The organism is Streptomyces sp. NPDC016562, assembly GCF_043076955.1.
GTDB lineage: Bacteria > Actinomycetota > Actinomycetes > Streptomycetales > Streptomycetaceae > Streptomyces.
On the sequence record NZ_JBIBRZ010000001.1, the window covers coordinates 1,042,347 to 1,064,956 of the forward strand.

The window sequence follows — 22,610 nt, forward strand, 5'->3', positions numbered from 1 at the left end:
CCTAAGCTGCGGAGCCCGTGGGCCCGCAGACAAGCAAGGTGACGAAGTGGACATGTTCGAGTCCGTGCAGGAAAACCCGTATCCCGACACCCACACCGTGGGCGAGGGCCCCGAACCGCACCCGCTGCTGCGGCCCGTCCTGCCCCTGCTGGGGCGCTGGCACGGCCGGGGGCAGGGCCAGTACCCGACGCTGGAGGAGGACTTCCGGTACGAGCAGGAGCTCACCTTCAGCCACGACGGCCGCCCCTTCCTGCGCTACGAGGCACGGGCGTGGCTGATCGACGGCTCCGGCGCCCCGCTGCGGCCGGCGAGCCGCGAGGCGGGGTGGTGGCGGGTCACACCCGACGCCTCACTGGAGGTCGTGCTCGCCCATCCCACCGGGATCGTCGAGACGTACGTCGGGCGGGTCTCCGGTGCGGAGATCGAGATCGAGACGAAGGACGTGTCGCTGACCCCGCTGGCCAAGGAGGTCACCGCCACCCGGCGGCATTACACCCTCGGCGCCGGGGAGATGACGGTCGTGCACGACATGGCGGCGGTGGGACAGCCCCTGCAGCACCACCTCACGACCCGTCTGCGCAAGCGCCCGTCCTGAAGGCGCCGCCCTCGGCGAGCGCGCGGAGGCGGGTGAGGGTGGTCTCCATGTTGCGCCGGTTGCGGGCCTGGCGGTCCCACACTCCGGTGGTGAGCGGGGTCAGCGTCCGCAGGACCCGCGCGCGCTGGTCACGGGTGGACTCGGTGACGCGGCAGCCGTGGGGCGTCGCGGTGATGTCGTAACGCCAGACGGCCATGGGCCGGCCGAACAAGGTGACCTTGAAGGCGAAGCAGCGTCCGGGTTCGGCGACGACGACGCGGGACGTGGTGCGCCAGATCAGCGGGCCGTTGCGGTTCCAGGCCCGGAAGGTCGCTCCGCGGTCCGCGGCCTCCGGCGCGACGGCGGGGGGCCTGGTCTCGGCGATGAACTGCGCCCAGCGGCTGAAGTCGGTGAGCAGCTGATAGACGGTGCTCGGGGTGGCGGCGATCTCCGTACTGACGACCACGGTCTCCTCGCGCACGGCTACCCCTCCCCCGGGCCGGGCGCGGCGTGGATCCGACCCGCCGGCGGGGCGGGGAGGGGGAGGGGGAAGGGAGAGCGCCGGTGGGCCAGCGCCCGGCCGAGGGACGGCGGGATGCCACGGGGGTGTCCCTCGGCCGGACGTGGCGGCTCGGTGGAGGCGGATGCGGGAAGCACGTCTCAGACGGTAGGAACAGACGGTTCAACGGACCGTCAGGTGATGTTCAAGTGGACTGCAAAAGTCGGCCGTTGGCCGTTGGGCGTCGCCCGGCTGCCGGAGCGCCTGTTGCCGTGACGGCTGGCACCACCGCACGGGAGACGGCCTAGGCTGACCCGCAGACATAGCCATCTGGGGGGATCCATGCGCATTCTGGTGGTCGAGGACGACGCACACGTCCGCGATGCCCTGGGGACCGCACTGCGCCAGCGCGGTCATGCGGTCATCGAGGCCGCGGACGGCAGACAGGCCCTGACCCGGGCCGAAGAGGCCGAGTTCATCCTGCTGGACCTGGGGTTACCCGATCTGGACGGGCTCCAGGTCTGCAAGCGGATCCGGGAGCGCTCGGCGGTGCCCATCATCGCGGTGACCGCCCGGTCCGAGGAGATCGACCGGGTCATGGGCCTGCACATGGGCGCGGACGACTACGTCGTCAAGCCCTATTCGCTGCACGAGCTGATCGCCCGGATCGAAGCCGTCTCCCGCCGCACCTGCCGCTGCCGTCTCGGACCGGACGGGCACGATCCCGCCTGCCACGGTGAGGCGGGCAAGCCGGGGGCGGCCACCGAGGCCGGTCCGCTGCGGATCGACCGCAAGCAGCGGGCCGCCGCACTGAACGGCCGCGATCTGCAGCTGACCCGCAAGGAGTTCGACCTGCTGGCCATGCTCGTGGAGGACACCGAGGCCGTGCACACGCGGGAGGCGATCGTGGCACGCGTGTGGGACGAGAACTGGTTCGGCTCCACCCGCACCCTCGACGTCCATGTCGGGACCCTGCGGCGCAAACTCGGCGCGCACGGCTGGATCGAGAACATCCGCGGGGTCGGTTTCCGGCTCTGCCCGCCCGCCGAACAGGGGTAGCGCGGGTGCGCCGCAGACTGCTGGTCACCTATCTGACCCTGACCGCCGTCCTGTTGACGGTGCTGGAGGTCCCGCTCTGCTTCAACCTGGCGATGAACGAGTTCCACCACGCCGTCTTCGAGCGGACCGACGAGGCCGAGGTCCTGGCCGCCCGGATCTCCGCAGATCCGGCGGCCCTGTCCTGGCGGCAACCGGTGTCCGCGTACGAGGCCGCGCACCCCGAAGCGACGGTCTGGCTCTTCGACGCCTCGGGACGCCGGCTCTACACGGGCCACAAGGAACTGCACCCGTCCGGAGCCTGGCAGGGCAACGTCGACCGGGCCCTGGCCGGGGAACGCACCGCGCCCCTGGACTACCCCTTCAGCACGACCGGCGAGCCCCTGCTGGTCGTCGTACCCCTGGCGCGCGGATCCGAGCGGCTCGGCGCGGTCGCCGTGGTGGCGCCCATGAGCTCCCTGCGCGACCGGATGGCCGCCCAGGCCGCCCTGCTCCTCGGGATCGCGGTCGCCGGACTGGCGGCCAGCGCACTGGCGGCGATCCCGCTGGCCCGCTGGAGCGTCCTGCCGGTGCTGCGGCTCCACGCGGCCGTCCGGCAGATCACCAAGGGCCGGTACGGCGTGCGCGCGGCCACCGACGACGGTCCGGCGGAGGTACGGGAGCTGGCGCAGGGCGTCAACGAGATGACCCAGCGCCTGGTGACCCTGCTGGAGGCCCAGCGCGGCTTCGTCGCCAACGTCTCCCACCAGATGCGCAATCCGCTCGCCGCGTTGAGCCTTCGGGTGCAGGCACTCGAAACGGTCGTCCCCGCGGACGGCCGGCACGCCCTGACGCTGGCACTGGAGGAGACGGCCCGCCTGGGGCGCATCCTCGACGAGCTCCTCCAGCTGGCCCAGGGGACGGAATCGGCGTCGGGCACGATCGCGGTCAGCGTGCGCGAGGTGGTGGAGCAGCGGGCCCGCGCCTGGTCCCAGGCGGCCGAGGAGAAGGACGTGACGCTCGCGGTCACCGGCGACCGTGTGGTGGGCCGGTCCCTGCCGGGCGCCCTGGACCAGGTGCTGGACGTACTCCTGGACAACGCGCTGGGGTTCTCCCCGGCCGAGGGCCGCATCGTGATCCGTACCTCGTCGGACGGCGAGTGGGTCCGCATCGCGGTGGAGGACGAGGGCCCGGGCCTGCCGGCGCGGGACCGGGAGAACGCCCCGCACCGGTTCTGGCGGGGAGCCCAGCCCGCCGATCGGGAGGGTTCGGGCCTGGGGCTGGCGATCGCCACCGCGCTCTTGGAGGCCGGCGGGGGCCGGCTCACGCTGGCCGACGCCGTCCCGCACGGGCTGATCGCCCGCGCGGACCTCCCCGCCGAGCGGGCACTCCCCCAAGGGCCGCCGGCCGCGTCGCGGTTCACGACCTGACGCGCGGCGCCGCCCGGCCCGGGTCCGCGTGGGCGGCGCGACGGACGCCGCCCGGGCCGAGGAGTACGAGGTCGTGGGCCTGCGCGAGTCCACGCGGGAGCGCCCGCACGGCGGTGACGGCCGGCCCGCCGCCCCGGCGCGTGCCGCGCCTCGTGACCGCGTACTGTCTCCCTGTTCATGACGTGGGAGGGGACATCCATGCAGGTCAGATCCAGACGCGGCTTCCTGGCCGGGGCAGCGGCCATCGCCGCGGCGTCGTCCGTCGGCGCGTGCACCCGGCGGGGCGAGAGGGGCGACCTGCTCGACGCGTCGGCGAGCGCCGAACTGCCGGCGGCCGCGGAGTCGCTGGCCGCGGACGGCACCACCATCGTCCTGGGGGACCCGGGCGCCGCGCTGGCGGTGCGGCTGTACGAGGACCCGAGCTGCCCGGCCTGCGAGGAGTTCGAGACGCAGGGCACGGGCCCGTACCTGAAGCGGGCGGCGCGCAACGGCGGGCTGCAACTGCAGTTCACCCTGGGCTCCTTCCTCGGCCCGGGGTCGAAGCACGCGGTGAATGCGCTGCGCGCCGCCCTGGACCAGGGCAGGTTCGCGGAGCACCACGACGTGCTCTACCGCCATCAGGCGAGCGCCCGCAAGGGCGGGGGGTTCACGCAGGACCGGCTGCTGGCCCTGGCCGTCCTGGTCGAGGGCCTGCGCGGCCCGGAGTTCGACGCGGCCGTGCAGGAGACCACGCACCGGCAGTTCGTCGAGGCCTCCGACGAGGCGCTCGGGGCCTCTGTGAAGGGCACCCCCACCATGGCGATCAACGGGACCGTGGTGCCGACGGAGAACCAGGCCCTCTACACCGACCGCAGCCGCCTCTACCGGTACCTCAGGGCACGGACGGGTGGAGAGGACCGCGGGCCGCGCTGATCCGCTGGCGGAAGGCCCGGCCGGGAACCCGGCGTACCGGTTCAACTCCCTTCGGTCCTCAGGTCGTTGCGTTCGGCCGTCGGATATCGTCTTCCTCTCTGCTGACGATCAAGGCGGGGGGCCGGTACAGATGAGCGGGATGGAGCTGCTGGCGGGGCGTTTCGAGGAGCACCGTCCCCACCTTCGGGCGGTGGCCTACCGGATGCTGGGCTCGCTCAGCGAGTCGGAGGACGCCGTGCAGGAGGCCTGGCTCAAGCTGGGCCGCTCCGACGCCGCCGCGGTGGAGAACCTGGGCGGCTGGCTGACCACCGTGGTCGGCCGGGTCTGCCTGGACATGCTGCGCTCGCGGACCGCGCGGCGCGAGGATCCGCTGCACGACGAGGCCGGGCAGGTCCGGCTTCCCGATCCTGTCGTCAGCCGCGCGGACGGTCCCGACCCCGAGCGGGAGGCGCTGCTGGCCGACTCCGTCGGGATGGCACTGATGGTCGTCCTGGACACCCTCTCCCCCGCCGAGCGCCTGGCCTTCGTCCTGCACGACCTGTTCGCCGTGCCCTTCGAGGAGATCGCCCCCGTCCTCGGGCGCAGCGCCGCGACGACCCGTCAGCTCGCCAGCCGTGCCCGGCGCCGCGTCCAGGGCGCGGCGCCCGCGCCCGATCCCGACCGGGCCCGCCTGCGTTCGGTCGTCGACGCCTTCCTCGCGGCCTCGCGCAGCGGGGATCTCGACGCGCTCGTCGCCGTGCTCGATCCCGAGGTGGTGGCGCGCTCGGACGGCGGCACCCTGCGCCCGTCGCTGTTTCGTCGCGGCGCGGCCGCCGTCGCCTCCCAGGCGATCACCTTCGCCCGGATCGCCGAAGCCGCCCGTCCGGTGCTGGTCAACGGCACGCCCGGTGTGGTCGCGATGGCGCAGGGCCGGGCCGTGTCGGTCATGGCGTTCACCGTCCGGGACGGCAGGATCACGGCGCTCGACATCCTGACCGACCCCGAGCGCCTCGCCCGTCTGGACCTCGGCGCAGCCGAGGTCTGAGCCGCGGCCGACGCTCCCCGCCACGCCCCGCAGACCCCGCTGACGATCCGGCAGCGGGGTTCGGGGGCTGCGCTCTGACGGATCCTCACGGGTCGTGACGGAGGGAATTCGACAGGTAGTAATTAGGTGAATTCCTGACTGAATTCCCGTCAACAAGCACACTCGCTCTATCTCGATTTGATAACAACCGGCCATAAAAGGCCTGGACCATTGATGCGCGACGCGCGTAACTCCCTTTGTTTTATTACGAATTGACTGTTCGTCAAATCAAGCGAACAGGTAACGGAATGATTTCCCGGGCCGCGTCCCTCTTTGTCCGAATTTTCCGGCGCATTCGTCTGGCAGGCTTCCGCGCACCCAGTCACTCAACAACGATTTGAGGTGCCCATGACAGGACGGCGCAGACGGCGCACCACCGACCACCGCCGCAGACCGCGGCGGTTGATACTCCTCACCGCCGCCACCGCAGCGGCGGCGGTGATCGCCGCAGGCATCGCCTACTCCGGGCTCGGCGACGACGCCCAGGCCTCCGCCCCCGCGCAGGCCGCCGAGGCATCCGCCCCGGCCGCAGCCCCGGCCCGGGACCAGGAGCCGGAGCCCATCGCGGCCGCGCCCGCCAACGAGAGCGCGCGCGGCATGGTCTACGACGGCCTCGCGGTCGCGCCCAAGGGCGACAAGTGCGTCGGTGTCTACCGCACCGACGCCGGGCTGTGCACCCACGGTCCCGACGCCCCGCCCAAGGGCGTCGACATCGCCAAGGAGGTCGAGCCGGCCGTCAAGGAGACCGCTCCGGCGGCCGATCCGGCCCGCCCGGCGAGCGAGGACCCGGCCACCACGCAAGGCAGCGGGCGTCCTCAGGACGCGCCCGCCGCCGACGCCGCGGCCACCAAGTCCACCGCGCCCGAGCCCGCCGCCGCCTCCGGCGGCCAGAGCGTGGCCGCCGGCCCCGCGGGCCAGACCGTCCAGTGCGACGGCGACGGCAGCACCGGCAACCGCGTCCAGGTCGTGTACGTCCACGCTCCCGGCCGCGACCGCTACTCCGAGTACGTCGCCTCGTTCCGCAAGTGGGCGGCCGACGCCGACCTCATCTACTCGGCGAGCGCCCAGGAGACCGGGGGCGTGCGCCACATCCGCTACGTCACGGCCGCGGACTGCACCCCCACGGTGCTCAACATCGAGCTCCCGGCCTCGGCACTGGCCGAGTTCAGCGCGACCAACAACGCGCTCGCCGGCAAGGGCCTCGACCGCCGCGACCGCAAGTACATGATCTTCGCGGACACGCAGGTCTACTGCGGCATCGGCACCTTCGCGGGTGACGAGCGCCCCGGCCAGGCCAACCAGAGCAACTTCGGCCCCTCCTACGGCCGTACGGACTCCGGCTGCTGGGGCGGCCACACCGCCGCGCACGAGCTCGGCCACAACCTCGGGGCGGTCAACAACAGCGCCCCGAACACCAGCCGGGGCGCCCACTGCACCGACGAGTTCGACGTCATGTGCTACTCGGACACCCCGTACTACCCCCAGATGCGCAACGTCTGCACCAACCAGGCGTCGGAGAACATCCTGGACTGCAACCACGACGACTACTTCCACACCAGTCCCAAGGCCGGCAGCTACCTGGCCACCCACTGGAACATCGCCGACAACCAGTTCCTGATGAAGACGAAGGGCGGCACGGGCCCCGGTCCCAACCCGAACCCCACGCCGACCCCGACGCAGAAGCCCACGCCGACCCCCACGAAGAAGCCCACGGGCGGCCCGACCGCCACGGCCGGCGAGATCCGGTCGGACTCGGTCGTGGTCAGCTGGCCCAAGGTCGAGGGCGCCGCCTGGTACCAGGTCATGCTCAACGGCAAGCACCTGACCTGGGTGCAGTCCCAGGTGCTCCGCATCTACAACCTCCAGCCCAACACCTCGTACACGGTCACCGTCTCGGTGCGCGACAGCGCCGGCCGGGACAGCGGACCGGGCAAGGCCGCGACCTTCCGTACCACGGGGGCGGGCGGCGGAACGACCACCCCGAACACCAAGTACACGCTGGGCAACGGCAGCACCGGCATGGCCGCCGAGGTCTGGGGCGGGCGCACCGCCGACGGGACGGTGCTCGTCGGGGGCCGCGCCAACGGGTACGCGCAGCAGCAGTGGCTCTTCGACGACGCGGGCGGCGGTCAGGTCCGCATCCGGTCCGCGGTCAGCGGCAAGTGCCTTCAGCCGGGCGGCGCGCCCGCCGAGGGCATGTGGATCGCCCAGCAGCCCTGCTCCGGCAACGGCGCGCAGGCCTGGAAGCTGGCGTCGCGCGGGGGCGCGGTGACCGTCACGGACCCGAGCGGCGGCTTCGCCCTCACCGTGAGCCAGCGGCCCTACTACGGGTACTGGCTGCTCGACCTCCAGCGTGCGGACGGCCGCCCGGCGCAGCTCTGGACCGTCCAGAAGGCCGGCTGAGCGGCACGCGACCCCCTGCACCCCTGACGCCAGGACGCCTTGACGCCCTGGCGCGGGGAAACCCCACCCGGCGGGCGGCCCCCCCCCCCCGCCCGCCCCCCGGCCCCCCCCCCCCCCCCGGGGCCCCCCCCCCCCGCGCATACGAACCGCTGTCCCCGCCGCCTTGGCCGCACTCGGCCTGATGTTCCTGACGCCCGCCCCGGCCCACGCCCACGGCGACACCGTGAAGGTGGTGGTGACCGGGCAGCGGCAGGGCCACGTCACCGCCGACGTCACCTGGGAGAACGACGGGGACGCCGTCGACGAGGCGGTCGCCGCCACGGTGAACGCGGTCAGCGTCGACGGCTCCCGCACCCTGGGACCCTGGCGCCTGGTCCGTGACCCCGCCGCGGCGCCCGCGGGCTGGACCACGGCCGAGGCCCTGCCGCCGGGCTCCTGGAAGGTCAGCGTCGACGTGGGCTTCCCGGCGCTCGGACACGGCGAACTAGAAGTCGCCGTACCGGTGGTGGACCCGGCGCCGAGCACCGGCACTCCGGCCCCCGGAACCCCTGCCACCGGCTCGCCGGCCGCCTCCTCCCCCGCTCCGCTCCCGTCGTCCCCGGCGACCGCGTCGGCCGCGGCCCCCTCCGCGTCCACGGCGCAGGCACCGGATGCCGAGTCGGAGGCCGAGGGTGACGCCGTGTGGTGGACGACGGCGGGGGTGGCGGTGACCGCCCTGGCCGGAGCGGCCGTCGGCCTCCTGCTGCGCCGTCGGCGGATGCGCCGGGGCCGGCTCGGCTAGCCCACTGCACCGGGCGGGAACCCGCCCGCCGGATCCTGCGTCGTAGGAGGCCGGAGCAGTCGAGGGGCGGGGCGTGGTGGAGCAGGCGGACGGCGGTGGTCACCGCGGCATCCGGTGGATCCGGGGCGGGGGCGCGAGCGGCCGCTCGGCCTGGGCCGAGCGCGCCTGGGCGCGCGGGCGCGTGCTCGCGTCGCTGGCCGTACTGACCGCCGGTCTGCTGGCGTTCCACTCCGCGGTCCCCAACGGCGTGGGCCGCCTCGGGAGTCTGCTGGAGGCCTTCCTGCCCTGGCTCGGCCTGGCCGCCGCCGTCCTGCTGGCGGCGGCGCTCGTACGCCGATCCGCCACCGCGCTGGTGGCCCTGCTGCTGCCCGCGGCCGCGTGGGCCCACGCCTTCGGCGGGCTGCTCCTGCCCGCTCCCCCGGACCGCGGCGCACCCCGCATCACGGCGGTCCAGCACAACGTCAGCGACGAGAACCCCGACCCGGCGGGCACCGCGCGCACCCTGCTCGGGCCCGCGCCGGACCTGATCGCGCTGGAGGAGCTCACGCCCGCCGCCCTGCCGGTCTACGAGGCGACCCTGGGGCCGCACTACCCGTACCACGCGGTCGAGGGCACGGTCGGGCTCTGGTCGAAGCATCCGCTGACGGACGTCCGGCGGCTCGACGTCAAACCGGCGGGGATCGGCGAGGGCTGGAGCCGGGCGCTGCGGGCCGGCGTGCGCACGCCGAACGGCGAGATCGCCGTGTACGTCGCCCACCTGCCCTCGGTCCGCATCCGGTCGAGCGGTTTCGCCACCGGTTTGCGGGACGAGAGCGCGCGGCTGCTGGGCGCGGCCCTGGCCGCCGAGAGGACCGAGCGGGTGATCCTGCTGGGCGATCTCAACGGCACGGTGGACGACCGCGGGCTCGCCCCGCTCACCTCGCGCATGGAGCCGCCACGGCGCGGGCTCGCCTTCAGCTGGCCCGCGGCCGCCCCCCTCGCCCGGATCGATCAGATCCTGACCCGCTCGGCGAGGGCCACCGACGTCAGAACCCTGCCCGCCACCGGCAGCGACCACCTCCCGATCGCCGCCCACATCACCCTGGGGCCTTCCTAGTGCCGTGACCGTACTGGGGCGTGTCCGACGGGTCGGGTGACCGGTGCCCAACGGTCACTCTCCGGTCCCGTCAGCGGTCAACGGACGGGCCCGGAGGGTACCTGCGGCCCCTTGCACTCACCTTGTCGCCCAGGGCGTCACACCAGCAAGGGCCCGCCGCAGCGTTCGGCGCCGTCCTTCATCGCGATCAGATTGGCCTGCACATAGGAGATCTGGTTCCTGGAGTGCCAGTCGGTTGGGAAGTAGGTGACCAGCCGTGAGTTCTGGAATCGGGCCTGGATCTCCGGTACGAAGGCGCGGTACTGGTTGTCGGTGTAGTACCAGAACGAATTCTCGTTGTAGTAGGCGACATGCGTCGGGTCCTGGTACGCACCCCGGCCGTCGGAGCTGGGAGTCTGGCTGAGGAGCATGCCTCCTGGCGCCAGTAGCCGGTACAGCTCGTTGATCAGGGGAATCTTCGCGGGCACGTGCTCCAGGAAGTCCACCGCCCGGAGCAGGCCGACCGAGTTGTCGGGGAGGTCCAGCGGCTCGGGCAGCGTCGCAATGATGTCGACGCCGTCCCTTGCGTACTGGTCCACTCCCAGGTAGCCGGGCGGCTTGCGGTGCGCGGCGCCGAGGTCCAGTGCGAGCAGCCCGCGCCGCTTGGTCCAGGCGAGCGCGCTGCATTCGATGTATTTGTCGTAGAGGGCGACGGTCTCGCGCTGGATGTGTGCGTTGATCTCGGTGTCGCGCTGGGTGTTGTCGGGGTGCATTCGTTGCATGTACAGGCATCGGGGAATGCGGTGGAAGTCGCCCGCCTGGAAGAGACGGCACATCAAGTCCTGGTCGTCCAGCACTGTGCGTGTGGCGTCATACCCGCCGACCTGCTCGTAGGTGTCCCTGCGGAACGCCCGCACATGGTTGGGGGCGTACCAGATGTACGAGACGTTGTGCGGCGTCGGTGCCATGGCGATGGCTTGCAGGAGACGGCGGCCGTCGACGTCCACGTCCTCGTACTGCCAGCCGTTCGCCTCGTTGAAGCGTGTGTCGTCCCTGCTTCCGTCCTCGGTGATCTGAGCGGTGTGGCTGTAGACGAAGACGACGTCGGGATGCTCGTCGAAGGCCTTCGCCAGTTCCGCCAGGCAGTCCTTCGCCAGCAGGTCGTCGTGGTCGAGCTCGACGAGGATCTCGCCGCGTGCCACTTCGCAGGCACGGCGTTTGGCGGCTCCAACCCCCCGGATGTCGTCCGCGACCTCCAACCGCACGCGGTCGTCGGGGTGTTCCGGCCGCCATCGCGCGCCGTTGTTGAGGAGGACGATCCACTCCCAGTCGGAGCAGGTCTGCGCTTGCAGGGTCGCGAGGCATTCGTCCAGGAAACGCGGTCGGTGGCTGGGAGTGAAGACGGAGAACCTCGGGGTCGGGGAAGAAGTCATTCCGTGGTACCTACCTGAGTGGCTGTCGGTGCTGCGATCGCGGAATCCCGGAACTTCTCCGGGACGTGCTGGAGTAGCGATGGGTCGGCGCGGACGGCGAGGCCGAAGGCGTCCTCGGCCTCTTCGTCCCGGCCCTTCTTCGCCAGGGCCTGTCCAAGGTGCAGATGGGCCGTGGCGGCCTTCGGGTCGGCGCCCACGATGTGCCGCAGGATCGCTATCGCCTGATCGGGGTGGCTCGACTCGATCAGAAGCGCCTTGTTGTAGAGGGCGGATCCGAAATTCGAGTCGATCTTGAGGGCGTTGTCGTAAGCCGCGCGTGCGTCTGCTGTCCTGTTGTCGTGCTGGGCGATGACGCCGAGGTTGTACCAGGCGAGTTTGCTGGCGGGCTTCACGTTCAGGTCCAGGACCTGTCGGAAGCTGCGCGTCGCCCCGGAGAATTCCTTGTTCTCCCCCTGCTTGATGCCCGCTTGGAGCAGTGCCTCAGCCCGCGCGGCACGCTTCGCCGCAGGTGATTGGGGCCCGGACACCGTTGAAGGAGTGGTCTCGGGGTCTCCTGCGAGCAGCTGGACCCAGCCGGTGGCCGCATTGGCGACCACGACTGCCGCGGCGAGTCCGGTCCACAGCACGATCCGCTTTTTCACAGGGGTCTACCTCACCGATCCGGTAACACGAGGGAGTCGGGCGGCATGAGCTAGCACGGTTGGCTGCACGGACGATGCCCCGCGGACGTCGTTGACCAGTGCAGCCGTGCGCGCCGGCCGGCTGGTCAGGAGACTTCATGGCTCGGGGGTTCACGGCGCGCATACCGCGTAGACGGTGATTGTGCCCACGCCGTTGGAGGTGGCCTGCCAGCCAGTAGCCGGGGAACCCCCGACAGGACGGCTGCTGAGCATCTGGAGGCCGACGACCGACGTGGTCTGGAAGCCGCCGCCGACGGCGAATGTACCAGCGGGGCAAAGGACAACGGCTTGGCCTGTGCCGCTGTTGGAGACGACCGTGCTCTGCGCCCCTGGGCTCGCGCCCTGGTTGCCTTGGAATCCCTGGGTGCCCTGGAATCCCTGGGTGCCCTGGAATCCCTGGGTGCCCTGGAATCCCTGAGGGCCCTGCGCACCGGGGCCGCCCTGACTTCCCTGGGCACCGGCACCGCCCTGGAACCCCTGCGCGCCCTGCGGACCGACGTTGCCCTGGCTGCCTTGCGCGCCGGTGCTGCCCTGGGTGCCCTGCGCGCCCGCAGCTCCTTGACCGCCCTGCGCTCCGGTGCCGCCCTGGAACCCCTGGCTGCCCTGGATCCCCTGGCTGCCCTGCGCGCCGGTGCCACCCTGGAACCCCTGGCTACCCTGCGTGCCCTGCGCGCCGACGTTGCCCTGGCTGCCTTGCGCGCCGGTGCTGCCCTGGGTGCCCTGGGCCCCCTCGCCGCCCTGGCTGCCCTGCGCGCCGGTGCCGCCCTGGAAGCCCTGGCTGCCCTGGATCCCCTGGCTGCCCTGCGCGCCGGCGTCACCCTGGAACCCCTGGCTACCCTGGGCGCCCTGCGCGCCGACGTTGCCCTGGAACCCTTGGCTGCCTTGGACTCCGATGTCGCCCTGGCTGCCCTGGCTGCCCTGCGGGCCGATATCGCCTTGGCTGCCCTGGCTGCCGACTTCACCCTGGCTGCCCTGGACGCCGGCCCCGCCCTGGAAGCCCTGGCTGCCCTGGGACCCCTGGCTGCCCTGGGACCCCTGCACGCCGGTTTCGCCCTGGCTGCCCTGACTGCCCTGGAACCCCTGGACACCCGGGCTGCCTTGACTGCCCTGCGGCCCAGCTCCCGAACCACCCGGGCTGCCCTGCGCACCCTGGAAACCCTGCGGACCGATACCGCCCTGGGCACCCTGCACACCCGCGCCGCCCTGGACACCAGGACCACCCTGGGTGCCAGGAACACCCTGGGATCCTGGGGTACCCATGTCGCCCTGCGTCCCCTGACTCCCCTGACTGCCGAAACCACCCTGACTTCCCTGGGCTCCAGTGCCACCCTCGCTGCCCTGACTGCCCTGCGTACCGGTCTCGCCCTGGCTCCCCTGAGTTCCGATTCCCTGGAACCCTTGCGCACCGGTGTCGCCCTGGAACCCCTGACTGCCCTGGGTTCCTTGCGCACCGGTGTCGCCCTGGAACCCCTGGCTGCCCTGCGCGCCTTCGTCACCTTGGCTGCCCTGGCTGCCCTGCGCGCCGACGCCGCCCTGGCTGCCCTGGGCTCCGACGTCGCCTTGCGTGCCCTGGCTGCCCTGGACCCCGATACCGCCCTGGCTGCCTTGGACACCGATTCCGCCCTGGCTGCCCTGCGGCCCGGTGCCACCCTGGCTGCCCTGCGCGCCTTCGTCGCCTTGGCTGCCCTGGCTGCCCTGCGCGCCGACGCTGCCCTGGCTGCCCTGGACTCCAGCACCGCCTTGGCTGCCCTGGGTGCCCTGCGGGCCGATATCGCCCTGGGTGCCCTGGACTCCGAGACCACCCTGGCTGCCCTGCGGCCCGGTACTGCCCTGACTGCCCTGGGCTCCGGCCTCGCCTTGCGTGCCCTGGCTGCCCTGGACTCCGTCGCCGCCCTGGCTGCCCTGCGCCCCGGCATCGCCCTGGCTTCCCTGGAAACCCTGCGTCCCCATATCGCCCTGGCCGCCCTGGACTCCGGCGTCACCCTGGCTGCCCTGGCTGCCCTGACTTCCGGCAGCGCCCTGGCTGCCCTGACTGCCGACTTCACCCTGGCTGCCCTGGACGCCGGCCCCGCCCTGGAAGCCCTGGCTGCCCTGGGACCCCTGGCTACCCTGGGACCCCTGCACACCGGTTTCGCCCTGACTGCCCTGACTGCCCTGGAACCCCTGGACACCCGGGCTGCCTTGACTGCCCTGCGGCCCAGCTCCCGAACCACCCGGGCTGCCCTGCGCACCCTGGAAACCCTGCGGACCGATACCGCCCTGGGCACCCTGCACACCCGCGCCGCCCTGGACACCCGGATCACCCTGGGTGCCAGGGACACCCTGAGATCCTGGCGTGCCCATGTCGCCCTGCGTCCCCTGACTCCCCTGACTGCCGGAACCACCCTGACTTCCCTGGGCTCCAGTGCCACCCTCGCTGCCCTGACTGCCCTGCGCTCCGGTACCGCCCTGGTTTCCCTGAGCCCCGAGACTGCCCTGACTGCCCTGGCTTCCGGTGCTGCCTTCGGTGCCCTGGCTGCCCTGCGCGCCGGGGCCGCCCTGGCTGCCCTGGACGCCGGCTCCGCCCTGGAAGCCCTGGCTGCCCTGCGTTCCCTCGCCGCCCTGACTTCCCTGCGCCCCGGCGTCACCCTGACTTCCCTGCGCACCCGGACCGCCCTGACTGCCCTGGCTGCCAGTGTTGCCTTCGCCGCCCTGACTTCCCTGTGCCCCGGCGTCACCCTGACTTCCCTGCACGCCTGGGCCGCCCTGACTGCCCTGGCTGCCGACATCGCCCTGGCTGCCCTCGCCGCCCTGCGGGCCGATACCGCCCTGACTGCCCTGCGGGCCGGCGTCGCCTTGGCTTCCCTGGACTCCGGCGCCGCCCTGGACCCCCTGGCTGCCCTGGAATCCCTGGCTGCCCTGGTCCCCTTGGGCGCCCGTGCCGCCCTGGACTCCCTGGCTGCCTTGGCTGCCCTGGAACCCCTGGACACCGGGGCTGCCCTGACTGCCCTGCGGCCCAGCTCCCGAACCACCCGGGCTGCCCTGCGCACCCTGGAAACCCTGCGGACCGATACCGCCCTGGGCACCCTGCACACCGGCGCCACCCTGGACACCAGGACCACCCTGGGTGCCAGGGACACCCTGAGATCCTGGCGTGCCCATGTCGCCCTGCGTCCCCTGACCGCCTTGGCTTCCCTGGGTTCCGATCCCGCCTTGATTGCCCTGAGTTCCCTGGCTGCCGAGCCCGCCCTGACTGCCCTGCGAGCCCATACCGCCCTGGCTGCCCTGACTTCCGGCACCGCCCTGGCTGCCTTGGCTGCCCTGGGTTCCGGCGACCCCCTGACTTCCCTGCGGGCCGGCGTCCCCCTGACTGCCCTGCGCCCCGAGACCGCCCTGGCTCCCCTGACTTCCCTGCGGGCCTGCCCCGCCCTGGCTGCCCTGGGACCCGGTACCGCCCTGGTTGCCCTGCGCCCCGGCACCGCCCTGGCTGCCTTGGCTGCCCTGGGTTCCGGCGACCCCCTGACTTCCCTGCGGGCCGGCGTCTCCCTGACTGCCCTGCGCCCCGAGACCGCCCTGGCTCCCCTGACTTCCCTGCGGGCCTGCCCCGCCCTGGCTGCCCTGGGACCCGGTGCCCTGAGAACCCTGACTGCCCTGGGAGCCCTGACTGCCTTGGGAGCCCTGGGACCCGGTGCCCTGGCTGCCCTGCGGGCCCTGCGTGCCCTGAAAGCCCTGAGTGCCTTGGGGGCCCTGCGTGCCCTGGGTGCCTTGGGGGCCCTGGGGGCCCTGGGGGCCTGGTGGGCGGGGGTGCGGGCGCGGGTGCTCATCAGGCTTGCCATTGCCCGTCCCATCCCCGCCCGGTTCGTCACCGTGGTCACCGTCGTCACCGTCGTCACCGTGGTCAGCGTGGTCACCGTGGCCATCGTGGCCATCGTGGCCATCGTGGCCATCGTCGTCACCGGGGCCATCGTCGTCACCGGGGCCATCGTGGCCATCGTCGTCACCGGGGCCACCGTCGTCACCGGGGCCACCGTGGCCATCGTCGTCACCGTGGCCACCGTCGTCACCGGGGCCACCGTCGTCACCGGGGCCACCGTGGCCATCGTGGTCATCGTCGTCGCCGGCTTCCCGCGGTGGGCGGGGCTCGAAGTCGGCACTCACAGCACCGTTCGAGCCTGAAACCCCGATGGAGTAATCGACGGACATAGCCGTCGCGTCGGCTGGAGCGGTCGTTGACGAACCGAGATTGACAAGCAAGCCAAGAGTCCCCGACGCCGCGAGCGCAGTGACGGCCCGGACCCACGCTCTGCGAAGAGACTGACGCTTCATGACGGAACCTTCCCAAGGCTGAAAACCGATACGCCGTAGGGGTGACGGGTCACGTGGGCATGCCACACCATCACGTCGGACGGCATGAATGAGCGCCCAAGCTGTTGCGCAGTCGTGCCAGCAGCAGTGTGCCGGGACCCGATTCCACGCCGACGGTTGACAGCGAATGTCGCCGCACTTCATTCAATTGGCGTACGGGCCTGCATTCGGGCTGCTCGTCCTTCGCTCCTGGGGCCTGTCCGGGGCTGAATGACAGGAGTAGACGCCCTCCGCCAGGCACGCCTCGTACCGTTTGACGTTCAGTTGGCTTCTGGCGCCGTCGATTCATCGGCGATCAAGGCTTCCCGATGGACGACTGCTGGTGGGCGGCGTACGACTTCCCCTACCCCAACAGGGAGGGTGCCCCCCGCAACAAGATCGTCTTCTTCACCTGGTCCCCCGAAGACTCGCCGCTCAGGACCAAGATGGTGTACGTGAGTCACAGGGATGCCCTCCTGCGCGCACTCGCTGGCGGCGGTGTTGAAGTCCAGGGGACCGACTTTGACGAGATGTCTCACGATTCCGTCCTGGACGAGTGCCTGAAGGGGCGCTGACCAAGACTTGCGAATCATCGGTACAGCCGCAGCCCTGGAAGCCGGAACGGTCCGCCGCGGATCGCGACGATCACGGCCAGGGCTTCGTCGCGGTAAATCCGGCATTTACTGCGGTAGTTCTTCCGGTCTCCGCTGGGCGGCTGCTGCGAGCTCGGCGGCCAGATTCTTGAGCGCCTGCCGTAGTTCCTCGGGATGGTGGATGGTGAAGGGCCATTCCAGGGAGGCGAGCATGTGGGCCATGCCGTCCAGCCGTTCTGCCCGTGCGTGCATCAGGACGCCGGTGGGCTGGACGGTGAGGGTCACCGCTGAGCGGGGCAGCCGGCGGGCGATCTCATCGAGGGAGCCATGGATCGTCACCTCGACCTGCCAGCGGTAGGACCCCTGCGCGAGGGTCGAGGTCAGGTGGGCGACGGGGTCGAAGCCGTCGGGTGCGGTGAAGCTGTCGGCTCGGGAGGTGACGGAGGTGATGCGGTCGATGCGGAAGGTGCGCAGGCTGTCGCGGAGGTGGTCGTGGCCGACGACGTACCAGCGGCCGGTGTGGAAAACCACACCGTATGGGTCGATGTCGCGTTCGGTGTGTTCCTGGCGCCAGGACTGGTGGCTGATTCCGACGGTCGCGTGGGCGCGGGAGGCCTGGGCCAGTGCCAGAAGGACGCCGGTCCCGGGTGCCTGCCCGATCACGGCGTTGGCGGTGAAGAACAGGGTCTCCCGCATGGCGGCGAGCGGTTCGCGCAGGGCGTGCGGAAGCACCCGCTCGATCTTGGCCAGAGCACCGGCACTGGCCGGCGCGGCAGTGCCCATGCCCTGACGTTCTGCCGCGAGCAGGCCGAGAACGACTGCGAGGGCCTCGTCGTTGGTGAGGACCAGAGGTGGCATGCGGTAGCCGCGGGCCAGTCGGTAGCCGCCGTAGCGGCCGCGTTCGGCCTCCACGGGGATGCCCAAGTCGCGTAGGTGGGCCGTGTAGCGGCGCACGGTGCGGACGTCGGTGTCCAGGCGCTCTGCCAGCTCCGCCCCGGTGAGCCGGGCGTTCGATTGGAGGAGTTCCAGCAGGGTCAGCACGCGGGTGAGGGGATGCGACATGGATCACTCGGCATTTCAGGGCGGATTCTGTCCTGTATCGACTCTACGCTCCCCGCAGCACCTACTTCTGGGAGATCACATGGCCACCTTCGTACTCGTTCCCGGCGCCTGGCTCGGGGCATGGGCCTGGGAAGACACCGCCCGCGCTCTGCGGGAGCGCGGCCACACGGCGCTGCCGCTGACACTGACCGGCCTGGCCGAACGCGCCGACCAGGGCGGCCCTCAGACAGACCTGGACACGCACATCGCGGACATCACGGGATTCGTCGAAGAGCACGATCCGGGCGACGTCACGCTGGTCGCCCACAGCTACGCGGCTGCCCCGGTCACCGGGGCAACCGGGCGTCTCGGCGACCGACTGGAACGCTTGATCTACGTGGACAGCGCCCCGTTCGCCGCAGGCATGTGCATGCTCGACCTCATGCCCCCGCAGGCAGCGGACCAGCTGCGTCGGCAGGTCGACGCCTCTGGCGACGGATGGCGGCTGCCGATGCCGCCGTTTGAGGTCCTGGGCTTGTCCAGCAGCCTCGACGGGCTGGATGAGGGCCAGCGGGACGCTCTGCGCTCGCGTGCCACCCCTCAGCCGTTCGGCGCCTTCACCCAGCGTCTCGCCGCGCCGGCCGAGCCCGGTCCCGGTGTGGACCGTGTCCTGGTCGCGTGCCATGACTTCACGGGGCTGCTGGATGCCGGGGTGCCGATGCTGGCCTACCTGAACCAGCCGCCGTGGCGGCGCTTCGACCTGCCCACCGGACACTGGCCGATGCTGTCCGCGCCCGCCGAACTCGCCGACATCCTCGACAAGGCCGTCTCCTGACCGCGCCGGCTGAGAGGCACAGCCCGATGCTTGACCACGAGAGCGTCCGCCGGATGCGGGCCCACGCCCAGGCCCTGGTCGGCGGAGCCCGGGAGGGCTCTGCCGAGGCGGTCGTCCGACGGGTCTTCGCCATCCAGGCCCAGGACGCCACAGCCTCCGACCTGGGCATCCGGGTACGCGGCCGGGACATCACCGCCCAGGACATCCGCAGGGCATACGAGAAGGAGCGCAGCGTCGTCCGCGGCTGGTACATGCGCGGTACCCTGCACACCATCCCCAGCGACGACGCGCGCTGGATTCTGCGACTGCTCGGGCCTCGGTTCCTTGCCACAACGAGCCGTCGCTACCAGCAGCTGGGCCTGGATGACGATGTGCTCCAGCGCGCCGACCGTCTCATCCGGCGCGTTCTCGCCGTGCACGGCCCGCTTCCCCGGGCCGAGCTGACCGAGCATCTCACCACCCTCGGTATCCCGCCGGACGGGCAGGCGCCGTTCCACCTGATCCGCCACGCAGCACTCACCGGCATCCTCTGCCACGGCCCACAGTGCGCCGGTGAGGCCACCTATGTACTGCTCAACGACTGGCTGCCCACCACTGGGCTCCTCCGGTGGGAGGAAGACGCTGCCCTCGCCGAGCTGGCCCGTCGCTACCTTGCCGCACACGCCCCCGCCACCTTGGAGGACTACGCCGCCTGGTCCGGGCTGCCGGTCACCTGGGCCCGCAGGGCCTGGAAACTGCTGGCGGAATCCGGCGTGATCACCGAGTACGGCGGCTTTACCATGCTCGCCGGGCAGATGGAGGAACTCCCGGGCCCGTCTGACACTCCAGACGTTCGCATGCTGCCCGCCTACGACAACTACCTGATCGGCTACCGCACTCGCGAGGTGTCCGTCCCCCCTGTCCATCAGGCTCGCGTCTGGCCGGGAGGCGGTCTCATCCGGCCGACCGCCATCGCCGACGGCCTGGCCATCGCCACCTGGAGCCGCGGCTCCGGCTCGCGCTCCATCCAGGTGGATGCGTTCGAACCTGTCCCGCCTCAGATCGAGCAGGGCATCGACAGGGAGAAGGAGGCCGTCGTCGGCTTTCTGTGGCCCACCGCATAGCCGAACGGCCAGCCGGACCCACTCCGCGTCTGTCGGATCGCTGCGCCCCATGCGGGGCAGAACGATCCGGGAACATGCCCGTCACCTGACCCGTCGGACACGCCCTAGTGCTCGTCCGGGCCGCCCACCCGGATCACGAGCTTGCCGCGCACCTGTCCCTCCCTGAGATGGCGGATCGCATCGGGCGCCTCGGCCAGCGTGTAGGTCCGGTCGACGGCCGGGGTCACCTTGCCGGCCTCGATGAGGTCGGTGAGGACCTGCAGGTCGCTGTGGTGTTCCACGGAGGCGAGCGGGCGCAGGCTCTGGCTGATGAAGGGGGACAACACCAGTGCGGCCAGCTGCCGTTGGTTGCCGCCGATCCAGCGGCCGCCTTCCTCGCCCCCGACGATGACCAGGGTTCCGCGGGCGGTGAGGGCGCGGCGGAGCCGGGAGAGCCGGCGGTTGCCCGCGATGTCGAGGACGAGGTCGTACCGGCGGCGGCCGTCGACGGGGTCCTCGTGCAGGTAGTCGACCACCTCGTCGGCGCCCAGCGAGCGGACCAGGTCCGCCTTGGCGCCGCTGCAGACGCCGGTGACGTGGGCGCCGAAGGCCTTGGCCAGTTGTACGGCGTAGCTGCCGACGCCTCCCGAGGCGCCGAGGATCAGGACCCGCTGCCCGGCCTGGATCCGGCCGCCGTCCCGCAGGGCCTTGAGGGCGGTGCACCCGGACACGGGCACGGCGGCGGCCGCCTCGAAGCCGAGGTTCACCGGCTTGGGCGCGAGCCGGTCCTCCTTGGCGCAGGCGTACTCGGCGAAGGAGCCGGTGCCGCTGCCGTACACCTCGTCGCCGGGCCGGAAGCGGGTGACGTCCGGGCCTACGACCTCGACCCGCCCCGCGAGGTCCATGCCGGGGACGCGTGACTTGGGCGCGCGCAGGCCGAAGCCCGCGGCGCGTATCGCGTACGGCATGCCGGCCACGAGGTGCCAGACACCCTGGTCGACGGCGGCCGCGTGGACCCGTACGAGCACTTCCCCCATGCCCGGAACCGGCCGGTCGGTCTCTTCGAGCCGCAGGACCGCGGGCGGTCCGTAGATGTCCTGGACCATGGCTTTCATGCGTCGTCTCCCTCGGTCACGGCGTACTGGAACACTTGGTCGAGCGGTACCGAGAAGACCCGGGCGATCTCGAACGCCTTCTCCAGGGAGGGCGAGTAGCGGCCCTGTTCGATGGCGATGACGGTCTGCCGGGTCACGCCGATGCGGCGGGCGAGCTCGGCCTGCGTCATCTCGCCGTTGGCGAAGCGCAGGGCCCTGATCGTGTTGGTGACCTTCGTCGGCCTCACCACGGCTGGAAGCCCGAGCGGTAGGCGGCGACCTTCGCCATGGACCCGACGATCGCCGACAGGACGAAGGCCAGGTAGATCACGTTGGCGATCCAGAACTGGTCCGCCTCGGCCATCGCCAGGACGAGCCCGGCCACGCCGCCGATGGCGATGAACGACTGGCCGATGTACTCACCGAAGTGGTGGATCTCCCGGTCGCGTTGATCCTTGGTCTTGCCCTCCTCGGGCGACAGCACCGCCACGGTGATGTGGAGTGCGATCGACGCGACGATGGACGCGCCGACCGTCCACAACAGGGCTGCGACGTACGGCTGTTGCGCCAGCGGGCCGTCCCCGGAGCGCCCGAGGACCACGGCCAGGTAGGCGCCGTACGACACGATCGCGACCACGATCATGATCCAGGCGCGTTTCTCCTCGACTGCCACGGCCGCTCACCCTCATCCCGATGTAAAGAAAACCCGACACCTGGAGTGTCAAGCAACCAGGACACGGTGTCAAGATTTCTATACATCCCGCACCCGCGTCTCACTGCGCGGCGAGGAGGAACTCCGCCACGGTGGTGCGGGCGTAGAGCACCGAGCGGCCCGCCCGGTGGGCGCTGACCAGCCCCGCGTCGCGCAGGGCGGTCAGGTACTGGGACACCGCCGAGGGCGAGAGCCCCGTACGCCGGGCCAGTTCGGTCGTCGAGGCAGGGCTGTCGAGCTCGGCCAGCAGCCGGGTGCGCGAACGGCCGAGTACGGCGGCGAGCGCGTCGGTCGTGTGGGCGCTGCGGGTTTGCCACAGGGCCCCGATACCGCGCGCCGGGTAGGCCAGTTGCGGCGGCTCCGGCGGCGTCATCCGGGTGAAGGGGACCGGCCCGGCGAAGACCGAGGGGATCAGCACCAGCCCCGCGCCCGCCGCCTGCCGGGACAGCACGGCCGGCCGGCGCTCCAGCCGGAGCGCGTCGTCGTCCCAGCTCACCGAGGGGTGCAGTCCGTTGAAGAGGTGGGCCGGACCCTGCTCGGCGACCTGGCGGGCCCGGTGGAAGACGTCCGCGTCGAGCACGGCCCGCAGCCGCGCCCAGTAGGGCGCGAGCGCCAGCTCCCAATAGGCCCCGATCTCCTGCGCGACCCGGTCCAGGCGGGCCCGCGGCTCGGCGTACAGGGCGCGCGCACGGGGGCCGAGGCCGCCCTGCTCGTTTCCCAGGCGGTCGAGGTCCCGGCGTACGCGGAGGGCGGGGGCGGCCAGGATCCCGGCCAGCTCCTCCGCCAGCGTGGGAGCGGGCCCGGCGGGAGCCGGGTTGAGGAAGTCGGGCACGTAACCGGACGGCGGGATCAGCTCGGCGAGCAGGCCCCGGTCCAGCCCGGCCTCCGCCACCCGCGGCCGTACCTGCTCGATCCAGGGCCGGTGCACCGGATGTGCGGCGCCGGAGGCCAGGAGCCGGAAGCTGGGCCCCACTTCCCACATCGGCGAGACGGCGAACCGCATCTGCGCCAGGTCGCTCGTCGAGAACGCCAGCTCCGCCAGCAC

Annotated in this window: 20 protein-coding genes; 12 read left to right on the forward strand and 8 right to left on the reverse strand. The window is 71.8% G+C overall.

The features are described from left to right. Positions 1–52: 52 nt before the first annotated feature. Positions 53–595: an FABP family protein gene (locus ACF059_RS04820; RefSeq protein ID WP_392051373.1), complete on the forward strand. Its 543-nt coding sequence runs from the start codon at positions 53–55 to the stop codon at positions 593–595. On the opposite strand, the gene ACF059_RS04825 is transcribed toward ACF059_RS04820, so the two are convergent. Beyond that, positions 564–1,055, reverse strand: coding sequence for an SRPBCC family protein (locus ACF059_RS04825; protein ID WP_392051375.1), 492 nt, complete (start codon positions 1,053–1,055; stop codon positions 564–566). The two genes, ACF059_RS04820 and ACF059_RS04825, sit on opposite strands and share 32 nt — an antisense overlap. Before the next feature lie 360 nt (positions 1,056–1,415). Between ACF059_RS04825 and ACF059_RS04830 the strand changes: the two genes are divergently transcribed. The 7 genes from ACF059_RS04830 to ACF059_RS04860 all read left to right on the forward strand — a co-directional run bounded on the left by ACF059_RS04830 (position 1,416) and on the right by ACF059_RS04860 (position 9,793). Continuing rightward, a complete protein-coding gene (locus tag ACF059_RS04830) occupies positions 1,416–2,132 on the forward strand; it encodes a response regulator transcription factor (RefSeq protein ID WP_392051378.1) in 717 nt (238 codons plus the stop codon). A gap of 5 nt (positions 2,133–2,137) precedes the next feature. Continuing rightward, positions 2,138–3,538, forward strand: a complete 1,401-nt coding sequence (locus ACF059_RS04835) for an ATP-binding protein (RefSeq protein ID WP_392051380.1) — start codon at positions 2,138–2,140, stop codon at positions 3,536–3,538. Between the two features lie 198 nt (positions 3,539–3,736). Continuing rightward, positions 3,737–4,450 carry a DsbA family protein gene (locus ACF059_RS04840; RefSeq protein WP_392051383.1) on the forward strand — a complete coding sequence of 238 codons (714 nt, stop codon included), beginning with the start codon at positions 3,737–3,739 and terminating at the stop codon, positions 4,448–4,450. Between the two features lie 130 nt (positions 4,451–4,580). Further along, complete coding sequence (gene sigJ / locus ACF059_RS04845) at positions 4,581–5,474, forward strand: RNA polymerase sigma factor SigJ (RefSeq protein WP_392051386.1); 894 nt, start codon at positions 4,581–4,583, stop codon at positions 5,472–5,474. A gap of 441 nt (positions 5,475–5,915) precedes the next feature. Continuing rightward, the gene (locus ACF059_RS04850) at positions 5,916–7,916 is read left to right on the forward strand and encodes an RICIN domain-containing protein (RefSeq protein ID WP_392051389.1); all 2,001 of its coding nucleotides are present in this window, start codon (positions 5,916–5,918) and stop codon (positions 7,914–7,916) included. 181 nt (positions 7,917–8,097) lie between these two features. Then, positions 8,098–8,697, forward strand: a complete 600-nt coding sequence (locus ACF059_RS04855) for a hypothetical protein (protein WP_392051392.1) — start codon at positions 8,098–8,100, stop codon at positions 8,695–8,697. A gap of 118 nt (positions 8,698–8,815) precedes the next feature. Next, entirely contained in the window at positions 8,816–9,793 is a 978-nt protein-coding gene (locus ACF059_RS04860; RefSeq protein ID WP_392053059.1) for an endonuclease/exonuclease/phosphatase family protein, read from the forward strand. Positions 9,794–9,930: 137 nt separating this feature from the next. On the opposite strand, the gene ACF059_RS04865 is transcribed toward ACF059_RS04860, so the two are convergent. Then, the gene (locus ACF059_RS04865; protein WP_392051395.1) at positions 9,931–11,205 is read right to left on the reverse strand and encodes a glycosyltransferase; all 1,275 of its coding nucleotides are present in this window, start codon (positions 11,203–11,205) and stop codon (positions 9,931–9,933) included. Continuing rightward, a complete protein-coding gene (locus ACF059_RS04870) occupies positions 11,202–11,846 on the reverse strand; it encodes a tetratricopeptide repeat protein (RefSeq protein ID WP_392051399.1) in 645 nt (214 codons plus the stop codon). Before ACF059_RS04870 ends, ACF059_RS04865 begins: the two co-directional genes overlap by 4 nt. Positions 11,847–12,236: 390 nt before the next feature. Between ACF059_RS04870 and ACF059_RS04875 the strand changes: the two genes are divergently transcribed. Together ACF059_RS04875 and ACF059_RS04880 are read left to right on the forward strand one after the other, a co-directional pair. Further along, positions 12,237–16,040, forward strand: coding sequence for a hypothetical protein (locus tag ACF059_RS04875; protein ID WP_392051401.1), 3,804 nt, complete (start codon positions 12,237–12,239; stop codon positions 16,038–16,040). 497 nt (positions 16,041–16,537) lie between these two features. Further along, on the forward strand, positions 16,538–16,783 hold the full coding sequence (locus ACF059_RS04880; RefSeq protein ID WP_392051404.1) for a hypothetical protein: 246 nt from the start codon (positions 16,538–16,540) through the stop codon (positions 16,781–16,783). Between the two features lie 105 nt (positions 16,784–16,888). Here the strand turns inward: ACF059_RS04880 and ACF059_RS04885 are convergent, their stop codons facing one another. Beyond that, positions 16,889–17,863, reverse strand: a complete 975-nt coding sequence (locus tag ACF059_RS04885) for a helix-turn-helix transcriptional regulator (protein ID WP_392051407.1) — start codon at positions 17,861–17,863, stop codon at positions 16,889–16,891. Positions 17,864–17,942: 79 nt separating this feature from the next. On the opposite strand from ACF059_RS04885, the gene ACF059_RS04890 reads away from it, so the two are divergent. Together ACF059_RS04890 and ACF059_RS04895 are read left to right on the forward strand one after the other, a co-directional pair. After that, positions 17,943–18,677, forward strand: coding sequence for an alpha/beta fold hydrolase (locus ACF059_RS04890; protein ID WP_392051410.1), 735 nt, complete (start codon positions 17,943–17,945; stop codon positions 18,675–18,677). A 26-nt stretch (positions 18,678–18,703) separates the two neighbouring features. After that, entirely contained in the window at positions 18,704–19,780 is a 1,077-nt protein-coding gene (locus tag ACF059_RS04895; protein ID WP_392051414.1) for a winged helix DNA-binding domain-containing protein, read from the forward strand. 104 nt (positions 19,781–19,884) lie between these two features. Here the strand turns inward: ACF059_RS04895 and ACF059_RS04900 are convergent, their stop codons facing one another. The 4 genes from ACF059_RS04900 to ACF059_RS04915 all read right to left on the reverse strand — a co-directional run bounded on the left by ACF059_RS04900 (position 19,885) and on the right by ACF059_RS04915 (position 22,568). Continuing rightward, the gene (locus ACF059_RS04900; RefSeq protein WP_392051417.1) at positions 19,885–20,874 is read right to left on the reverse strand and encodes an NAD(P)-dependent alcohol dehydrogenase; all 990 of its coding nucleotides are present in this window, start codon (positions 20,872–20,874) and stop codon (positions 19,885–19,887) included. Further along, a complete protein-coding gene (locus ACF059_RS04905) occupies positions 20,871–21,044 on the reverse strand; it encodes a helix-turn-helix transcriptional regulator (protein WP_392053062.1) in 174 nt (57 codons plus the stop codon). Before ACF059_RS04905 ends, ACF059_RS04900 begins: the two co-directional genes overlap by 4 nt. Before the next feature lie 53 nt (positions 21,045–21,097). After that, positions 21,098–21,526: a hypothetical protein gene (locus tag ACF059_RS04910; RefSeq protein WP_392051420.1), complete on the reverse strand. Its 429-nt coding sequence runs from the start codon at positions 21,524–21,526 to the stop codon at positions 21,098–21,100. 100 nt (positions 21,527–21,626) lie between these two features. Further along, positions 21,627–22,568 carry an ArsR family transcriptional regulator gene (locus ACF059_RS04915; RefSeq protein WP_392053064.1) on the reverse strand — a complete coding sequence of 314 codons (942 nt, stop codon included), beginning with the start codon at positions 22,566–22,568 and terminating at the stop codon, positions 21,627–21,629. Positions 22,569–22,610 lie beyond the last annotated feature (42 nt).